Here is a 16480-nt window from a genome sequence, read left to right on the forward strand (position 1 = left end):
GTGGCGTTCCGGGATTCGCTGGCAGACCGCGTCCGTTCATTCGGGCGCGGTTTTGCCGTCACTGCTGCCCTGGGTGCAACGGCAGGCACGGCGGCGGCCGCCTACGGCTGGTGGGAGAAGGACCAGTTCGAGGTCCGCCACGAAACGTTGCCAATCCTCCCCGAAGGTTCGGCACCCCTTCGCGTCCTGCACCTGAGCGATATCCACTTCGTCCCGGGACAGGCCAAAAAGACCCAGTGGTTGCAGTCCCTGGCAGACCTCAAGCCGGATCTCGTGGTGAACACGGGCGACAACCTGAGCCACACCAAGGCCATCGACCCCCTCATCCAGGCTTTGAAGCCCTTGATGGAGTTCCCCGGCGTCTTCGTTCCCGGCTCCAACGACTACTACGCTCCGCGGATCAAGAACCCTGCGGGCTACTTCCGTGGTCCGTCGAAACCCAAGAAGGAACCGCTCCAGCTCGACTGGCCCAAGCTCCGCTCCGCCTTCGGCATGAGTGGCTGGATCGACCTCACCAACCGCGCCCAGTCTGTGGTGCTCAACGGTCTGCGGTTCGATTTCTCCGGCGTTGACGATCCCCACCTGGGAAGAGAACGCTACGCCGGCTGGCCCCGCGGCACCGTGAACCAGGACGCCCGGCCTCACCTCAAAGTCGCCGTGATCCACGCTCCGTACCAACGCGTGCTGGACCACTTCACCGAGGCCGGTGCAGACCTGATCATCGCCGGTCACACCCACGGTGGCCAGATCTGCGTCCCCGGTTACGGCGCATTGGTCTCCAATTGCGACCTCCCCACGTGGCGCGCCAAGGGCCTCCACGATTGGGAAAGCAAGGGATTCACGACGCCGGTGAACGTCTCGGGCGGCATCGGCACCTCGCGCTTCGCTCCCGTCCGCATCGCCTGCCGCCCGGAAGCTGTGCTGCTGACGCTCACGCCGCGCAACTAAACACCGGGCAGCATTACGAATCCCAATAACTGGGTCAAACATTTCACCGACGTTGCGTGGTCCTGTGAAACGAATCACGCCATGGCATAGGGTAGTTGCTACGGGAAACTACCTCCGCACCATCTGAAGATCCAGCTGTTGAGAAGCGGGCATGTCCAAGCAAACGTCATTTTTCACCTCCGTCGGCCGCCTGTATCCCCATGTGCGGCCCATCCTCCCCCGCCTTGTCATGGGCCTCATTTGCGCCCTGCTTGCCAGCATCGTCGCACTCACCATCCCGCAGGTTTTGCGGATCCTGGTCAACAACTCGTTGCAGCCCGGCGGCTCCCCGGAAGCAGTGTGGATTGCCGCCGTCGTGATTCTTGGCCTCGGCGTGGCCGAAGCCGGCCTGGTGGCCTTGCGCCGCCAGTTCGTGATCAATCCGGCCACCACCGTGGAGACCCGGATGCGTGTGACCCTTTACGGACACCTGCAGCAGCTCTCGGTTGCGTTCCACGACCGCTGGGGCTCGGGCCAGTTGCTTTCGCGGGCCATGACGGACCTTAGCTTCCTGCGCCGGTGGATGGCGTTCGGCGCGATCATGCTGGTGGTCACGACGCTGACGGTGATCATCGGCGTCGGAGTCATGTTTTCCATGAGCTGGCAGCTGGCACTCATCTTCTTGGCCGCGGCCGTGCCGATCATGATCAACTCCTTCCGGTTCCGTCGGCGCTTCAGCCTTGTCACTCGGCTCAGCCAGGACCAAGCCGGCGACCTCGCCACCACGGTGGAAGAATCCGTCCACGGCATCCGCGTCCTGAAGGCGTTCGGACGGAGCCGCGAGGCGCTGGAAAACTTCAATGGCCAGGCCGAGGAGCTGCGCCAGACCGAGATCGCCAAAGCTAAACAGCAGGCCGGTTTCACGCTGGTTGTCACCCTGCTGCCTGAGCTCGCGCTGGGCGTCGGACTGGTGGTGGGCATCATGCTGGCGGCCAGCGGTCAGCTCAGCATCGGTGCCTTGGTCGCTTTCTTCGCTACCGCGGCGGTTGTGGCTACTCCCGTTGAATTTTCCGGCATGCTTCTGGCGATGGCGCTGACGGCCAAGACCGCTCTGGACCGCCACTTCGAGGTCATGGACACCGAAAACACCATCACGTCGCCGGACGTGCCGGTGGTACCGGAAACCGTCAAAGGCGCCTTGCGTTTTGAGCAGGCAGGTTTCGGGTTCGACGACGGCGGCACCCTTCTGCACGACATCACCCTGGACATCCGTCCCGGCGAAACCATGGCCCTGGTGGGAATCACGGGAAGCGGCAAGAGCGCGCTGCTTCAACTGGTCCCCCGCCTCTACGATGTGACGTCCGGTGCAGTGACCATCGACGGCGTTGACGTCCGCGACGTCGACATCGCGGAACTGCGCAGGATCGTGGCCGTAGCCTTCGAGGACACCACGCTCTTCTCAAGTTCGGTCCGGGACAACGTGCTCCTGGGCGCCCCCGATCCCAGTGACGCCGCCCTGGACGAGGCGTTGGACGTGGCCCAGGCCCAGTTTGCGTACTCCCTGCCCGAGGGCGTTGACACCCTGATCGGCGAGGAAGGCCTGAGTTTGTCCGGCGGCCAAAGGCAGCGCATTGCCCTGGCCCGTGCCATCGCCGCCAAGCCGAAAGTCCTGGTCCTCGACGATCCCCTGTCCGCCCTGGACGTAAACACCGAGGAACGCGTGGAAGCCCGCTTGCGCGAGGTCCTCCGCGAGACCACCACATTGATCGTCGCGCACCGTCCTTCCACTGTGGCATTGGCGGACCGGGTGGCGTTGCTCCAAAACGGGACCATCACCGCCGTCGGAACCCATACGGAACTGTTGGCCGAAAACGACCACTACCGCTACGTCATCGCCAGCCTGGACGCGGGCCCGAAAGACCTCGATACCGAACTGGACGAGCTCGAAGAAGCTGAGGAGGCCCGCCGGTGAGCGCCACCACCTTTGGTACCGCCAATGAGGACAACACCCTCCTCAGCAAAGCAGACAGCAAAGCCGTACGACGCCGGTCGCTCGCCTTGCTTGCCTCGCTCATCCGACCGGTGCGGTTGCGTTTCTGGCTGACGATCGTGATGGTGGTGGTTTCGCAGCTCACCCGGGTTGCGGGGCCGGCGCTGATCGCGTTCGGCATCGACCACGCACTCCCGGCACTTCAGTCCGGCGACAACGGTCCGTTGGTGTTGGCTGGCTCGCTCTACTTGGCCGCCGCAATTGCCACGGCTGGAATGACCGCGCTCTACGTAACCTCCACGGCCCGGTTGAGCCAGGCGATGCTGCTGGACCTCCGGCTCCGCGTTTTCCGGCACACGCAGCGCCTCAGCCTGGAATTCCACGAGAAATACACCTCGGGACGCATTATTGCCCGTCAAACTTCGGACCTGGAAGCCCTGCGGGAGCTTCTGGATTCCGGCGTCAGCTCCTTGGCTTCGGGCATGCTGTTCATGGTGTTCACCGCTTTCACGGTGTTTGCGTTGGACTGGCGCAGTGGGCTGATCGTGCTCGCGGCCGGCGTCCCCATGTTCTTCCTGGCCCGCTGGTACCAGAAGCACTCGCAGATCGCGTTCCGGGAGTCCCGCGTGGTCTCGGCGCGCCTCATCGTGCACTTCGTGGAGACCATGACCGGCATCCGTGCAGTGAAGGCCTTCCGCAAGGAGCGCGAGAACGCAGCCCGCTATGGCGAGTTGGCCGAGGACTACCGCAAGAACACTGTCCGCTCGATCAACCTGAACGGCATCTTCCAGCCAGGGTTGGTGTTGATCGGCAACGTCTGCGTAGCCGTGGTCCTGCTGTTCGGAGGCTTCCGGGTGCTCAGCGGCGAGCTCGCGGTGGGTGTCCTGCTGGCACTTATCCTCTCCACCAAGCGCTTCTTCCAGCCCGTTGACCAGATGGCGATGTTCTACAACTCGTTCCAGAGTGCCCAGGCCGCATTGGAGAAGGTCTCGGGGCTGCTTGAGGAAGTGCCCACGGTCCGTCCGCCGAAGAACCCGGTGCCGCTGAAGAGTTCACGGGGTGAGATCGACTTCAAGGGCGTGGAGTTCGGCTACAGCGACGGCCAACTGGTTGTTCCTGCCCTGGACCTGCACATCCCCGCAGGGCAAACCGTGGCCCTGGTGGGACAGACAGGTGCCGGCAAATCCACGCTGGCCAAACTCATCGCCCGCTTCTACGACGTCACGTCCGGCTCCATCACCCTGGACGGGGTGGACTTGCGCGACTTGGCTACCACGGACCTGCGCCGCGCCGTGGTGATGGTGACCCAGGAGGCCTTCCTCTTCAGCGGTTCGGTTGCCGACAACATCGCCCTGGGTCGCCCGGAAGCTTCACGCGCCGAGATTGAGGCGGCTGCTGCGGCAGTGGGTGCCCACGGCTTCATCATGAGCCTTCCCGAAGGCTACGACACCGACGTCAACAAGCGCGGTGGCCGGGTGTCCTCCGGGCAGCGGCAGCTCATCGGTTTCGCGCGGGCATTCCTCGCCGCACCTGCGGTATTGATCCTGGATGAGGCGACGTCGTCCCTGGACATTCCTTCCGAGCGCATGGTCCAGCAGGGGCTGGCCCAGCTGCTGGAGGGTGTCGCCGGCGGGAACGATGCCCGCACGGCCATCATCATCGCCCACCGCCTCTCCACCGTGGAGACGGCCGACCGGGTGTTGGTGGTACACGACGGGCGCATCGTTGAAGATGGCACGCCGGCCGAGCTGATCAGCGGCGGTGGACGGTTTGCCCGGCTACACGGAGCCTGGCGGGATTCGTTGGTGTAGTCGTGGCGTCTGGTGCGAGTGTGGCGAGGGACACCCACTCCCCGATTTCGCATCCCGCAGCGATTCAGCTATCCTTGAACAGTTGCTTTCGCAGCGGATCGGGATGTAGCGCAGCTTGGTAGCGCGCTTCGTTCGGGACGAAGAGGTCGCAGGTTCAAATCCTGTCATCCCGACCAATAACGAAAATGGCGTCGAGAAATCGGCGCCCTTTTTGTTTAACGCCCAAGCCCAAGGAATATCAACCGGCGGAGGTTATCCACAGGCGCGTGGCCGGCCGTTGCACGGCGGCTCCCCTGGCCTCTAGGCTCGCGCCTGATGACTGAATGCAGTCGAAGCAACGTATTTTGGGGGCGGTTGCCAGATGTCCAGCGATCAGATTGGCCTTGTCACAGGATTGGGCGTGCTCGGCGCGGTGCTGCTGGCAGGCGGCGTTCTTGGCCTCGGCGGCCGGCCGCCGATGAACCCGGTGGTTGGAATCCGCCTTCCATCGGTCATGATGTCCGATGTCGCATGGAGGGCTGGACACAGGAGTGCCGGCCCCTACCTCATCCTCGGCGGCGCGTCGGCTGGAGCCGCCGCAGTGGTGAGCGCCCTGCGTCCCTCGGCGAATCCCGTGACGGTTTCGCTGGCAGGTGGAGGAAGTGCAGTGCTGTTCCTGGTTATCGGAGCCGTCGTCGCCTCCAAGAGTGCGCTTCGGGCGGAAAGCCGCCAACCGACGTCGACTCCTGGTGCGCCATGAGTTTTCCAACGGCAGAGGGCAAAAGAAAACCCCGGGGCATCGCTCGTCACGCCCCGGGGTCTCTTTGGATGTCCTGCTTACATTGGATCCGGCCAGTTGCCGATGGACATCGGCGTGGCGGTGGTGTCCGTTGTCTTGGTCGGCGCCGAAACGCGCATAGGATCAGGCCAGTTGCCAATGGCACTGACCGATGAGTTGGAATCTACAGCTGACGCTGCAGAGACGACTGCGGGAGCCGCAACCGACAAAGTCAGTGCGCCTGCCAAGGCCACTGACGCGGCGATTTTCTTGAACATGTTGTACCCCAATGCGAGTCGGATTCGTTACGGAAATTGCGCGGTCCCTGTTGACATACATTGTAAAATGTTTTCCACAGAGACTGTCAAGGTTTTGGTCAAAAGACACCTGTAGGAGGAACCCGTGGGAAACGGATTCGGCGAGAAGCTACGTGCCGAACGGCTCGAACGCGGGTTAACGCAGGCCGAGCTCGGCAAAAACCTGTACTCACCCAGCTACATCTCCCTGCTTGAAACGGGCCGTCGCGAGCCGACGGCCGAGGTCATCGAGGAGTTGGCCCGCCGACTCGAACTTGCGCCTAAGGCCCTTGAAGCCTGGAGCCAACCCGTTACCGTAAGCGACGCTGAATACGTCCTTGCCGGCTTGTACGCCCGCCAGGCATGGGACTTGCGCGATTACCAGCTGGCTGCCAGCCACGCCGCCACTGCCGCGCAGATTGCCCTTGAGGCCAAGAACAACAGCGCCTGGTGGAACATGACGTACATGCAGGCCGAATGCGTCATGAAGCAAGGCCAGCTGAAGGAATGCCAGCAGATCGTTGAGCACCTGTTGGAACATCCCATGGCCACTGAGTCCGCCGGCCTGGGAGTACGCGCCTGGCAGATGCTTGCCGCTGTGTGTCACGGACAAGGGCAACTGGCCACCGCCGTCGAGCATGCAAAACAAGCCGTCAAGCTCAGCGAGCAACTGCCCAAGGGCTCCACGCTCATCATTGGCGCGCACCGCGCGCTGATCGGCGCGCTGGCTGAGAGCGGCAAGCTCGACGAGGCCTGGGAGTACTGCCTGGCGATGATCGAGCACATGGACGAACACTCGATGTCGCAACTGGCCGGCGAGGTTGCGTGGGTGGTGGGCAACGTCGCCTTCATGCGCCACGACTACACAGAGGGCATCAAGCACCACGAACGCGCCGCGAAGCTGCTCTCCCCCGCCAACGACATCGAACTGTGGGCCCGCTTCAACAAGGCATCCGCCGCGGTACGCCTGTCCTCGGGAATTGTGGAACCGGAAACTCTGTCCGCCATTGAACGCGCCGAGCTCGCGCTGTCCATTGTGGGCGGCAACAAGACGGACCAACTGGAAGTCGCCTTCATCCGCGCCCGCTGGCTGTACCTGACCGGGGACATTCCGGCCGCCGTCGAGAAGCTGCGCGAAATCCACGCCGACCGCAAGGTTCTGGCCCGACACACGGCTGGTGAGGTGTCGTTGCTGCTCGGCAAGTCCTTGAAGGCAGCCGGTGAAGCTGCAGAAGCCCTGACTTTCCTGGAAGAAGCGCAACACGACTTCAGCGCTGCAGGCGCCTCGGACCGCGTTCAACAGGCCATGGACGCCGTGCTGGAGATCCGCCTGGCCGAGCGTCGGGCCGCGAAGGAACACTCCGAAGCCTGATTAAAACCCAACTGGGGGACAGCACATGTTCCACTGAGCGCTCAGTAGAACACGTGCTGTCCCCCAGTTGGGTGCGGGCTACGCGAAAGTGCGGCCCGTGAGCTTCTCGTACGCCTCAACATAGCGGGCACGCGTGCGCTCCACGACGTCGGCGGGAAGAGCCGGCGGAGGGGTATCCGAGGACTTGTCCCAGCCGGACTCCGCGGAGGTCAGCCAATCGCGGACGTACTGCTTGTCATAGGACGGCTGCGACTTGCCCGGCTCATACGTGGACGCGTCCCAGAACCGTGAAGAGTCCGGGGTGAGGACCTCGTCGCCCAGCGTGATCACACCGGTAGCGGCATCGCTGCCGAACTCCACCTTGGTGTCGGCGAGGATGATGCCGCGTTCACGGGCGATCTCCTCGGCGCGGGTGTAGATCTTCAGGGTCAGCTCGCTCAGGCGGGCAGCAATGTCATCGCCAACCATTGCCACGACGTCGTCGTAGGTGATGTTGACGTCGTGCTCGCCAACCTCAGCCTTGGCCGACGGTGTGAACAGGGCGTGGTCCAGGCGGGAACCATCCACCAGGCCCTCGGGCAGCGGGATCTCGCATACAGTGCCGGACTGCTTGTATTCCGCCAGGCCCGAACCCGTCAGGTAACCGCGGGCGATGCATTCCACCGGGAACATTTCGAGCTTCTTGCAGATCATCGCGCGGCCCTCAACCTCAGCCGGGACACCGCCCTCAACCGTGGAGGCCAGCACATGGTGCTCAACCTCCAGCTGCTCGAACCACCACAGGCTGAGCTGCGTCAAAACGCGGCCCTTGTCCGGGATCTCGCTGCTCAAGACGTGGTCGTAGGCGCTGATGCGGTCACTGGCCACCACCAGCACGCAGTCCTGGCCGAACTTCTCCGTGATGGATTCATCGGCGGGGACGTAGAGGTCGCGGACCTTACCCGAGTAGACGTGCGTCCAGCCCGGAAGGTCCAAGGTCTCGGTCTCGAAGCCGCCGGTGGGAAGGGATTCAGTCATGCTCAGGCCTGCACTTTCGGGATAGTGCCGGTAGCCGCGTACGGCACCCGGATTTCGCCGCGGGCGGCCTTGCCTGCGATGTCCGTACGGAACTGTGAGCCTTCAAGCTGAACCAGCTCGACGCCGTCGTACGCTTTTTCGCGCGCCTCCACCAGATCCGAACCGAGCGCGACCACCGCCAGGACGCGGCCCCCGGCGGAGACCACCTTGCCTTCGTCGTCCAGCTTGGTGCCGGCGTGGACAACGTGGACGCCGTCCAGCTCGTCTACCTTCTTCAGGCCACGGATGCGGTCGCCCGTGCGGGGCGCGTCCGGGTAGTTTTCGGCGGCAACGACGACGGCGACTGCCGTGTCCTTGGACCAGCGCAGCTCTTCTGCCGTGTCCAGTTCGCCCTTGGCAGCTGCCAGCAGCAGCGCACCGAGGGGCGTCTTGAGACGGGCCAGGACAGCCTGCGTCTCGGGATCGCCGAAGCGGACGTTGAACTCGATGACGCGCGTGCCGCGGGAGGTGAGTGCCAGGCCGCAGTAGAGGACGCCGATGAAGGGAGTGCCGCGGCGGGCCATCTCGTCCACGGTGGGCTGGGCCACGCGGTCGATGACTTCCTGGACCAAACCTTCGGGTGCCCACTCCAGCGGGGTGTAAGCCCCCATGCCGCCGGTGTTGGGGCCTTCGTCGTTGTCGAAGATGCGCTTGAAGTCCTGGGCAGGAGACAGCGGCACGGTGGTGCGGCCGTCGCAGAGGACGAACAGGGAAACCTCGGGGCCGTCCAGGAATTCCTCGATCACCACGGTTCCACCGGCATCGAAGCAGGTCTGGGCGTGTGCCAGGGCTTCGTCGCGATCCTTGGTGACCACGACGCCCTTGCCGGCAGCGAGTCCGTCGTCCTTCACGACATAGGGTGCGCCGAAGGCATCCAGCGCGTCTGCGGCTTCTTCGGCGTTCTCGGCAACGCGCGCCATGGCCGTGGGGACGCCCGCTTCAGCCATGATCTGCTTGGCGAAGGCCTTGGAAGCCTCCAGCTGCGCGGCTTCCTTGCTGGGGCCGAACACAGGGATACCGGCTTCGCGGACGGCGTCGGATACACCCGCGGCCAGCGGTGCTTCCGGGCCGACGACAACCAGGTCCACGCCCAGCTTGGTGGCGAGGGCGGACACGGCTTCCGGGTTGTTCCCGTCAATCGCGTGGGTGGGAACGAGTTTGCTGATGCCCGCGTTGCCGGGGGCCGCGTGGACCTCGGAGACGTTGGGGTCTTCAAGCAGAGAGCGGACAATGGCGTGTTCGCGGCCGCCTGGGCCAATGACGAGTACCTTCACGGCTTAAAGGGTACTTTGTGCAGCGCGCTCGGCCTAAGCTGTGTCACGCAGCGGACCCGGCCCGCGGCGGACCCGGCCCGCACCCGCACAGCAGCGGACCCGGCGCGCAGCCGGGCATGACCGGGGAAACACGCCGCCGCGCCTAGACTTGCTTCATGCCCATGAGTTCGCATGAAACGTTCAACGTTGAGTCCGCCGTCGAACTGGCAGTGATCGAACGCAGTGGCTTTATTGAGTCCCGCCACGTTGGTGCGGCTGTAGTCCTCTCAGGAGACGGTTCCGTGGTGACGCAGCTCGGCGACATCGACGCTCCTGTCTTCGCCCGCTCCACGCTCAAGCCGTTCCAGGCCCTGGCTTCCATGCAGTCCGGCGTTCCGCTGCGGGGTGCACAGGTTGCGGTGGCTTGCGGAAGCCACACCGGTTCCCTGGACCATATGGACGTTGTTGAAGGAATGCTCAAGGCAGCCGGGGTGCGGGAAGAACACCTCCAATGCCCCACGGCCTGGCCCGAGGACGAGACCGCCCGCAACTGGCTGGTCCGCTCTGAGCGGGGAAAGTCCAAACTCGCATTCAACTGCTCCGGCAAGCACGCGGCGTTCCTCTGGGCCTGCACCGAGAACGGCTGGGACCTCCGGAGCTACCTCGAACCCAACCACCCGCTCCAGCAGCGCGTGCGTTCGGTCATCGAGGAATACAGCGGCGAGCACATTTCCCACCTGGGCATCGATGGCTGCGGTGCACCCGTAGCGGCGATCTCGCTGACTGGCCTTGCCCGGGCCTACTCCCGCCTGGCCAAGTCCCCCGGAGATAAATCCTCCAACGCCCGTGCGGCCACCATTGCCACGTCCATGCTTGATTACCCGTGGGCCGTCCAGGGCAAGGGCGAATCCAACACCGTAGTGATGGAAGAGTTGGATGTCCTGGCGAAGATCGGCGCCGAGGGCGTCTTGGTCCTGGCCACTCCCACCGGCGCCACCGTGGCAGTGAAAATGCTGGACGGAAACCTCCGCGCCACTTCCCTGGTTGGACTGACTCTCCTTGCCGTGAGCGGAGCTGTGGACATCCCCGCCGTCTCCAGCGTCCTGGAAAGAGTGGTCGAACCCGTACTGGGCGGAGGCCACGAGGTCGGCAGGATCCGCTTGGGCCACGCCGTCTCCGCCCTGCTGGACTAGTAGTAAAGCTCGATTAGTAGTTAAGAAGGAAGAACCCATGGCTGTTGCACGACGCCGCGTCGACATCTCCGAGGGCAAAGCCGCGCTGGCAGCCTGGCGGACCGCCGTCGAACCTTCCGGCACCGAAACCGTCGGTGAGCCTGCCGCCGCTGCCGGGACGGCGCCGTCGCGCACTTTAATTGCGATGGCGGTGCGCTACTCCCTGGAGGAAGTCACCGCACGCGCGCCGGGCAATTCCGTGGAGGTCCGCGTCCCGCCGTTCGGCGTCACGCAATGCGTGGAGGGTCCGCGGCACACGCGTGGCACTCCCCCGAACGTCATAGAGACCGACGCCGACACCTGGCTTGGGTTGGTGACCGGGCGGATTACGTGGGGTGAGGCCGTGCAGTCCCACAAAGTGACCGCCTCGGGTTTGCGCGCCGACCTCTCCGCGCTCCTCCCCCTCTAACGAGTTTTTGTACAGCTAATGCCCCTAAGACCGCGTCTTAAGGGCATTAGCTGTACAAAGACCCGCCGGGTTAGTCGGGGCAGATTGGTGTTGATGGTTGGCCGGGCTTGCTCATCTCGAACTGCGGGATCTCATCCGCTGCCGGGCCGCCACGAAACTTCGGTGAGGGTTCCTGGCCGGTGCTGATGCGCTCGAGCTCCTGCTGGGCGTAGACGTCTTCCTTGCCGAGCATGATGGCCGTGTCCTCGTTGGTGATTTCGCCGTTGAAAGCGCGGACCATGACGCTGCGGTCGAACTGGCCTTCCCACTTGGCCACCACAAACGTGGCCACACAGTTGCCGAGCAGGTTGACCACCACGCGCATGGAGTCCATGAGGCGGTCGGCACCGAGGAGAAGCGCGACGCCGGCCACCGGGAAGATGCCCAGTGCGGCGGCGGTGGCCGAGAGGGCCAGGAAGGACGAGCCCGGAACGCCGGCCATCCCCTTGGAGGTCAGGAGCAGGACGCCGAGGGCAGCCAACTGCTGACCGAGATCCAGATTGTGGCCGAACGCCTGCGCCAGGAAGAGCAGCGAGATGGACAGATAGATCGCGGCGCCGTCGAGGTTGAAGGAGTAACCCGTGGGAACCACCAGGCCTGTAGTGGCCCGGGAGCAGCCGGCGTTGGTCAGTTTGGTCATGATGCGCGGCATGACCGCTTCAGTGGAAGCCGTGCCGAGTGCCAGCAGGAATTCCTCGCGGGTGTACTTCAGGAATTGCCACAGCGGAACCCGGGCGAAACCCCAGGCAACCAGGAACAGCAGACCGATGAAGATGATGGCTGCGCCATAGCAGGAGGCAATCAGCAGGGCGTAGGTCCCCAGCGTGCCTACCCCGTACTGGCCGATGATGAACGCCATGGCACCGAAGGCACCGATGGGGGCCACTTTCATGATCCAGGACATGATCTTGAAAATCAGTTCCAGCACGGTTTCCATGAGGCTGATGACCGGCAAGCACCGTTCGCGGCCGATGACCACGATCGCGGCGCCGAAGAAGACGGAGAAGAAGAGCACCTGAAGCAGGCTGTTGCTGGCGAAAGCGCCGATCACGCTGGACGGAATGACATCCAGGATGAAGGCCGCTGCGTCCTTGGGGACTGCGTGGCCGGTTTTAGCGTCGAGCGCTTCCTGGGAGAGGGTAGCGGGATCGATGTTGAGGCCAGCACCAGGCTGGACAATGTTGGCGACGACCAGGCCGAAAACCAGGGCGAAGAGCGTGGCGCCGGTGAAGTACAGGAGTGCTTTGACCCCGACCCGTCCGACCGCCTTGACGTCGCCCACTGCCGAGATGCCTGTGACGATCACGAGGAAAATCAGCGGGGCGATGATCATTTTGATGAGTTGAATGAATCCATCACCCAGTGGCCGGAGTGCGGACCCGATGTTCGGCCAGAAATGGCCGATGAGCACACCTGCGACGACGGCGATCAGGATTTGAAAAAAGAGCGACTGGTACAGCCGCTTTTTCTTCTGCGGGGCCGAACTCGCCTTCAGCGCCGCGGGGTCTGGGATCTTCATTGATCTGAACCAATCAGTTTGGGAACAGCCCCTCGTTTTGGGGGGATGTTTTCAATGTAAGCCGGGTCACATCATTCCGCAAGGGGAGATTCGATTTCCATATTACGGAAGTCACATTTGGTTTGGTATGCCACTTTTGCGTGCCGCTACGACCCACTTTGGCAGGGGAAAGCCCCCAGAACGCCGGAAAATTCGGCGTTTTGGGGGCTTGGCGGCTCAATGTTGGTCGTGGCGGCACGGGCGGGCGCGCCGGGGCGGTCGGGAGTCCTAGCCGCGGCCCACGAAGGGCATGCCCGCCGCGGTCACCACCAGCGAACCGACACTGGCCGACGCCGGCATATTCGCCATCAGCAGCACAGCACGGGCGGCGTCATCCACGGGGAACATGGGCTCCACCTTGCGGGAACCGTCGGCCTGCAACGCACCCGAGCCAACCCCGATGGTGTCCATGATCTCGGTGCGGGTATTGCCGATGTCGATCTGCCCGCACGTAATCCCGAATTCCCGGCCGTCGAGCTCAATACTCTTGGTCAGCCCGGTCATGGCGTGCTTGGTCACCGTGTACGCCACCGACCGGGGCCTGGGCGAGTGCGCGGAGATGGAGCCGTTGTTGATGATGCGCCCACCCTGCGGCTTCTGTGCCTTCATGGTTCGGACAGCCTCGGCGGCGCAGAGCATGGAACCTGTAACGTTCACCCGCAGCGTGGCTTCCCACTCCGCGACGTCAAGATCGCCCACATCGCCGGAAGGCCCAAAAATACCCGCATTGTTGAACAGGACATCCACCCGGCCCCAGCGTTGGCGGACTTGCTCGAAAAGGCGCGCAACGTCGTCGGGCACTGTCACATCGCACGGCACGGCAAGCGCTTCGGGGTGACCATCCGCCGACTCCAGCAGCTGTGCTTCCCGCCGCCCCGCAAGCGCCACCCGGTAGCCCTCGTCGAGCATGAGCCTGGCCACCGCCCGCCCGATCCCGGACCCCGCACCGGTAACGACGGCGACCTTTGGGTCCGCGGGCAGGCGTGGGTCAGTCATGTGGTTGCCTTTCGGGTGGTGGCTTTAGAGCGCAGCGGACTGGGCGAGGGACGTTATCGGCCAGCCTATGACAGTCTTGGGTCGCGGTGTCGCGTAGGTACGGACCTTGGACGTGGAGAGGCCAAGCCGGACGAGGGATTCTGCAATGGTGACGGCCGAGGCCACACCATCAACCACCGGGACTCCGGTGCGCTGGCGGATCTGCTCATCAAGCCCTGCCATGCCGCCGCAGCCCAGGACAATCACTTCCGCGTGGTCCTTGCTGACAGCCTCCTCGGCCTGGCCAACGATCGCCTCAACAGCACGTTCCGGGTACTCCTCCAGCTCCAGTACAGCCATCCCGCTGGCTCGCACGGAAGCGCAGCGGGCGTCGAGCCCGGCCAGCTTGAGGCGGTCCTCAATGAGCGGCACAGCGCGGTCCAGGGTGGTGACGACGGAGTACTTGTGACCCAGGAACATCGCTGTGCTGGCAGCGGCCTCCGTGATGTCCACGACCGGGACCTCCAGCAATTCCTGGAGGCCCTCCCTGCCGTGCTCGCCGTAACCGGCCTGGATGACGGCGTCGAACGGTTCCGGATAGTTGACGACGGCGTCCATGACGGCGATCGCGGCCAGATAGCTTTCGAAGTTTCCCTCACAGGAGTCGGCACCAAAACGCGGTGTGATGCCGATGATCTCGGTTCCGGGAGCTGCGGCAGCACGGGCCTGGGCTGCGATGGAGTCCGTCATGGACTGCGTGGTGTTCACGTTTGCGACAAGAATGCGCATGGTATTTCCTCTCAATGGCAGCGCCCGCCCTGCGGCCAGTTGACCGGAAGGACGGGCGGCACCTTTTGTCACGTGTCAGTGGGTGCTGGCGACGGCGATCGGCTCGCCGGAAACGTCCTCGTGGACCTGCTTCTTGTCCGCAATGGCGAAGTAGGTGAGCGCTGCGACGCCGGCCCCGATGAACCAAGCGAACGGTGCCGCGGCCGCAAGACCGGGAATGAAGGCAATGGCCAGGGCCAGTGCGGCCGCAGGGATCATCGCAATGATGGCCTTGGGGTTCACGCCGCGCTTATAGAAGTAGGCACCCTTCGGGTCCTCGCTGTAGAGCTCCAGGACATTGACCTTGCCTCGTCGGACCAGCCAGTAGTCAGCCATGACAACACCGAACAGCGGGCCAAGCAAAGCACCGAGGCCGCCCAGGAAGTACACGATGACAATCGGGTTGTTGTAGAGGTTCCACGGCAGGATGATCAAGCCGATGGTTCCACTGACCCAGGCCGCCTTGCGGAAGTTCAGGTGCCGCGGGAACAGATTGGTCAGCGCGTAGACCGGAGCCACGAAGTTGGCCATGAGGTTCACCGCGATGGTCAGGATCAGCAAGGCCAGGCAAGCCAGGACCAGCAGGAGCGTGTTGGGGATGCTCTGGACGATGTCCGAGGGGCTTTGGATGACCGTGCCGTTGATCTTGTACTGGCCGCCGGCCATGACGACGACGATGGCGCCAAAGACGAGCATGTTGATGGGAATGCCCCAGAAGTTTCCCTTGACGATCGACTTCTTGGACGTAGAGGACCTGGTGAAGTCGCAGAAGTTCAGGACGAACGTTCCATAGATGGACACCCAGAGGGCGCCGCCGGCAAAGATGGTCAGCCACATCTCGGTACCTTCGAGGCCCTTGATGCCGGTCCACTGGATGGCGCCACCGGCTTCGATGAAGACCCAGACGGCGATCGCGGCCATGGTGACGAGGATGACGGGGCCAGCGAAGGCCTCGTATTTACGGATCATCTCCATGCCGAAGCTGACGATGACCAACTGCACGATCCACAGGGCAACGAACGAGAACCAACCGAGCGTGGAAAGGCCCAGGATGGAGTTGCTGTCCAGGTCCTTCAATCCAGGAGCCATGGCCACGAGCATGACGCGCAGGACGACGGAGGCCAGGTAGGTCTGGATGCCGAACCAGGCGACTGCGACGGCGCCACGGACAAGGCTTGCGATCTGGGCTCCCCTGATGCCAAAGCTGATCCGGCTCATGACCGGGAAGGGAACGCCCGTCTTTTGGCCCATGAATCCTGAGAAGTTCAGGAGGGCGAAAAGAAGCACGGCACCGATTCCCAGGGCCACCAGGATTTGCCAGCCACCCAAGCCGAGGGAGAACAGGCCGATGGCGAAGGCATAGTTACCCAGGCTGTGGACGTCATTGGCCCAGAGGGTAAAGATGCTGTAGCTGGTCCACTTGCGGCCTTTGGCTTTGGTGGGGGCGAGGTCGATGTTGTAAAGACTGGGACTGATGGTACGGCCTGCGGCTTCGGAAGCAATCGCGCAAAGATCCGTGTTTCCCACGACCGGGTGGTTGGGGGCACCCGTCTCTGCGTCTTCCGGAGTCTCATTGACGCCGACTGATGAAGTCGTCTGCATCGTGGATCTCCACTTCGTACTGATTCCACATTGTGGAATCGAGTTATTGAATAGTGAAAGAACTCTATGACGCAGGTCACCTCTGGTCAAGGTTGAACCTGTAGGCAGGGTCACATTCGGTTGTTTGCTGCCAGGTTTCCCGCTTGACTGATTGAGATACGCAATCCGTGTTGACGCTGCCCATCAGCGCACGTAATCTCGAATTGCAGAATTTTATTCTCACAATACGAAATTCCTTGAGCGCCCCCACAGAGCAAGCGCCCATACATTCAATGAAGAGAGGTTGGACGTGGCTGCAGGAGAAGAGACCTCACACATCCTCAGCGGGTTGACTGCCCAGCTGCCTGATCGTGATCCGGAAGAGACCGCGGAGTG

14 protein-coding genes and 1 tRNA gene are annotated in these 16480 nt (G+C 63.4%); 8 read left to right on the forward strand and 7 right to left on the reverse strand.

Annotated elements, in window-relative coordinates; all coding sequences use genetic code 11:
• The 5 genes from ACFVSI_RS14075 (at position 1) to ACFVSI_RS14095 (ending at position 5467) form a co-directional block, all read left to right on the forward strand.
• Entirely contained in the window at positions 1–948 is a 948-nt protein-coding gene (locus ACFVSI_RS14075; RefSeq protein ID WP_387824624.1) for a metallophosphoesterase, read from the forward strand.
• 151 nt (positions 949–1099) lie between these two features.
• Positions 1100–2899: an ABC transporter ATP-binding protein gene (locus ACFVSI_RS14080; RefSeq protein WP_387824627.1), complete on the forward strand. Its 1800-nt coding sequence runs from the start codon at positions 1100–1102 to the stop codon at positions 2897–2899.
• Entirely contained in the window at positions 2896–4728 is a 1833-nt protein-coding gene (locus tag ACFVSI_RS14085) for an ABC transporter ATP-binding protein (RefSeq protein ID WP_387824631.1), read from the forward strand. Before ACFVSI_RS14080 ends, ACFVSI_RS14085 begins: the two co-directional genes overlap by 4 nt.
• 99 nt (positions 4729–4827) lie before the next feature.
• Positions 4828–4904 (forward strand) — tRNA-Pro (locus ACFVSI_RS14090).
• Positions 4905–5089: 185 nt separating this feature from the next.
• The gene (locus ACFVSI_RS14095; RefSeq protein WP_387824634.1) at positions 5090–5467 is read left to right on the forward strand and encodes an SdpI family protein; all 378 of its coding nucleotides are present in this window, start codon (positions 5090–5092) and stop codon (positions 5465–5467) included.
• A 77-nt stretch (positions 5468–5544) separates the two neighbouring features.
• Here ACFVSI_RS14095 and ACFVSI_RS14100 read toward each other — a convergent pair whose 3' ends face one another.
• Positions 5545–5763, reverse strand: a complete 219-nt coding sequence (locus ACFVSI_RS14100) for a hypothetical protein (protein WP_262276028.1) — start codon at positions 5761–5763, stop codon at positions 5545–5547.
• A 124-nt stretch (positions 5764–5887) separates the two neighbouring features.
• Between ACFVSI_RS14100 and ACFVSI_RS14105 the strand changes: the two genes are divergently transcribed.
• Positions 5888–7153, forward strand: a complete 1266-nt coding sequence (locus tag ACFVSI_RS14105) for a helix-turn-helix transcriptional regulator (RefSeq protein ID WP_144663373.1) — start codon at positions 5888–5890, stop codon at positions 7151–7153.
• Positions 7154–7231: 78 nt separating this feature from the next.
• Here the strand turns inward: ACFVSI_RS14105 and ACFVSI_RS14110 are convergent, their stop codons facing one another.
• Together ACFVSI_RS14110 and purD are read right to left on the reverse strand one after the other, a co-directional pair.
• On the reverse strand, positions 7232–8170 hold the full coding sequence (locus tag ACFVSI_RS14110; protein ID WP_387824639.1) for a phosphoribosylaminoimidazolesuccinocarboxamide synthase: 939 nt from the start codon (positions 8168–8170) through the stop codon (positions 7232–7234).
• Positions 8171–8172: 2 nt separating this feature from the next.
• Positions 8173–9483 carry a phosphoribosylamine--glycine ligase gene (gene purD, locus ACFVSI_RS14115; RefSeq protein WP_387824642.1) on the reverse strand — a complete coding sequence of 437 codons (1311 nt, stop codon included), beginning with the start codon at positions 9481–9483 and terminating at the stop codon, positions 8173–8175.
• 155 nt (positions 9484–9638) lie between these two features.
• Between purD and ACFVSI_RS14120 the strand changes: the two genes are divergently transcribed.
• Entirely contained in the window at positions 9639–10655 is a 1017-nt protein-coding gene (locus ACFVSI_RS14120; RefSeq protein ID WP_387824645.1) for an asparaginase, read from the forward strand.
• 37 nt (positions 10656–10692) lie between these two features.
• The gene (locus ACFVSI_RS14125; protein ID WP_387824648.1) at positions 10693–11103 is read left to right on the forward strand and encodes a sterol carrier family protein; all 411 of its coding nucleotides are present in this window, start codon (positions 10693–10695) and stop codon (positions 11101–11103) included.
• 70 nt (positions 11104–11173) lie between these two features.
• Here the strand turns inward: ACFVSI_RS14125 and ACFVSI_RS14130 are convergent, their stop codons facing one another.
• The 4 genes from ACFVSI_RS14130 to ACFVSI_RS14145 form a co-directional block, all read right to left on the reverse strand.
• Positions 11174–12661, reverse strand: coding sequence for a cation:dicarboxylate symporter family transporter (locus ACFVSI_RS14130; RefSeq protein WP_387824651.1), 1488 nt, complete (start codon positions 12659–12661; stop codon positions 11174–11176).
• A gap of 267 nt (positions 12662–12928) precedes the next feature.
• Positions 12929–13696, reverse strand: coding sequence for an SDR family oxidoreductase (locus tag ACFVSI_RS14135; protein WP_387824654.1), 768 nt, complete (start codon positions 13694–13696; stop codon positions 12929–12931).
• 24 nt (positions 13697–13720) lie between these two features.
• Complete coding sequence (locus ACFVSI_RS14140) at positions 13721–14464, reverse strand: aspartate/glutamate racemase family protein (protein ID WP_387824657.1); 744 nt, start codon at positions 14462–14464, stop codon at positions 13721–13723.
• A 75-nt stretch (positions 14465–14539) separates the two neighbouring features.
• Complete coding sequence (locus ACFVSI_RS14145; RefSeq protein WP_387824660.1) at positions 14540–16105, reverse strand: NCS1 family nucleobase:cation symporter-1; 1566 nt, start codon at positions 16103–16105, stop codon at positions 14540–14542.
• Between the last annotated feature and the right edge of the window lie 375 nt (positions 16106–16480).

The organism is Paenarthrobacter sp. NPDC057981 (assembly GCF_042886835.1).
In the GTDB taxonomy this organism is placed as follows: domain Bacteria; phylum Actinomycetota; class Actinomycetes; order Actinomycetales; family Micrococcaceae; genus Arthrobacter.

What these genes read in the sequence shown, in the direction of transcription:
- ACFVSI_RS14110 (WP_387824639.1), bottom strand. Translation starts at nt 8,170, where the DNA reads ATGACTGAATCCCTTCCCACCGGCGGCTTCGAGACCGAGACCTTGGAC.
- ACFVSI_RS14120 (WP_387824645.1), top strand. Translation starts at nt 9,639, where the DNA reads ATGCCCATGAGTTCGCATGAAACGTTCAACGTTGAGTCCGCCGTCGAA.
- ACFVSI_RS14095 (WP_387824634.1), top strand. Translation starts at nt 5,090, where the DNA reads ATGTCCAGCGATCAGATTGGCCTTGTCACAGGATTGGGCGTGCTCGGC.
- ACFVSI_RS14140 (WP_387824657.1), bottom strand. Translation starts at nt 14,464, where the DNA reads ATGCGCATTCTTGTCGCAAACGTGAACACCACGCAGTCCATGACGGAC.
- ACFVSI_RS14130 (WP_387824651.1), bottom strand. Translation starts at nt 12,661, where the DNA reads ATGAAGATCCCAGACCCCGCGGCGCTGAAGGCGAGTTCGGCCCCGCAG.
- ACFVSI_RS14145 (WP_387824660.1), bottom strand. Translation starts at nt 16,105, where the DNA reads ATGCAGACGACTTCATCAGTCGGCGTCAATGAGACTCCGGAAGACGCA.
- ACFVSI_RS14135 (WP_387824654.1), bottom strand. Translation starts at nt 13,696, where the DNA reads ATGACTGACCCACGCCTGCCCGCGGACCCAAAGGTCGCCGTCGTTACC.
- ACFVSI_RS14125 (WP_387824648.1), top strand. Translation starts at nt 10,693, where the DNA reads ATGGCTGTTGCACGACGCCGCGTCGACATCTCCGAGGGCAAAGCCGCG.
- ACFVSI_RS14100 (WP_262276028.1), bottom strand. Translation starts at nt 5,763, where the DNA reads ATGTTCAAGAAAATCGCCGCGTCAGTGGCCTTGGCAGGCGCACTGACT.
- ACFVSI_RS14080 (WP_387824627.1), top strand. Translation starts at nt 1,100, where the DNA reads ATGTCCAAGCAAACGTCATTTTTCACCTCCGTCGGCCGCCTGTATCCC.